Annotated in this window: 1 pseudogene; it reads right to left on the reverse strand. The window is 61.9% G+C overall.

Features of this window, described 5'->3' with window-relative positions:
- Positions 1–358 (reverse strand): annotated as a pseudogene (locus CSC70_RS14470) (S1C family serine protease); the annotation flags it as partial.
- Positions 359–462 lie beyond the last annotated feature (104 nt).

The following is a 462-nucleotide window of genomic DNA, read 5'->3' on the forward strand; positions in this document are numbered from 1 at the left end:
CGCCGGAGTTGCCCGGGTTGATCGAGGCGTCGGTCTGGATGAAGTTCTGGTAGCCCAGGCCGCGGATGCCGCTGCGGCCCACCGCCGAGACGATTCCGGAGGTCACCGTCTGGCTCAGGCCGAACGGGTTGCCGATCGCCACCACGTAGTCGCCCACCTGCAGCCGGCCGCTGTCGGCCAGCGGCAGCTCGGTCAGGTTCTCGGCCGGGATCCGGATCAGGGCCACGTCGGTGTCGCGGTCCGAGCCGAGGAACTCGGCCTTGAGCGTGCGCCCGTCGGCCAGCGACACCGAGACGTCGTCGGCGCCCTCGATCACGTGATGGTTGGTCAGCACGTAGCCGCGCTGCGCATCGATGATCTGCTTGAAAAAAAAAATACAAAAATAGCAGACTAACACGTTCTACAGCAAGTCACAGTCCGTATCAATATACATTGGATGTTAGTAGACCTGAATTCCTTCAG

It is taken from the genome of Pseudoxanthomonas kalamensis DSM 18571 (assembly GCF_010211745.1).
Classification (GTDB): Bacteria; Pseudomonadota; Gammaproteobacteria; order Xanthomonadales; family Xanthomonadaceae; genus Pseudoxanthomonas_A; species Pseudoxanthomonas_A kalamensis.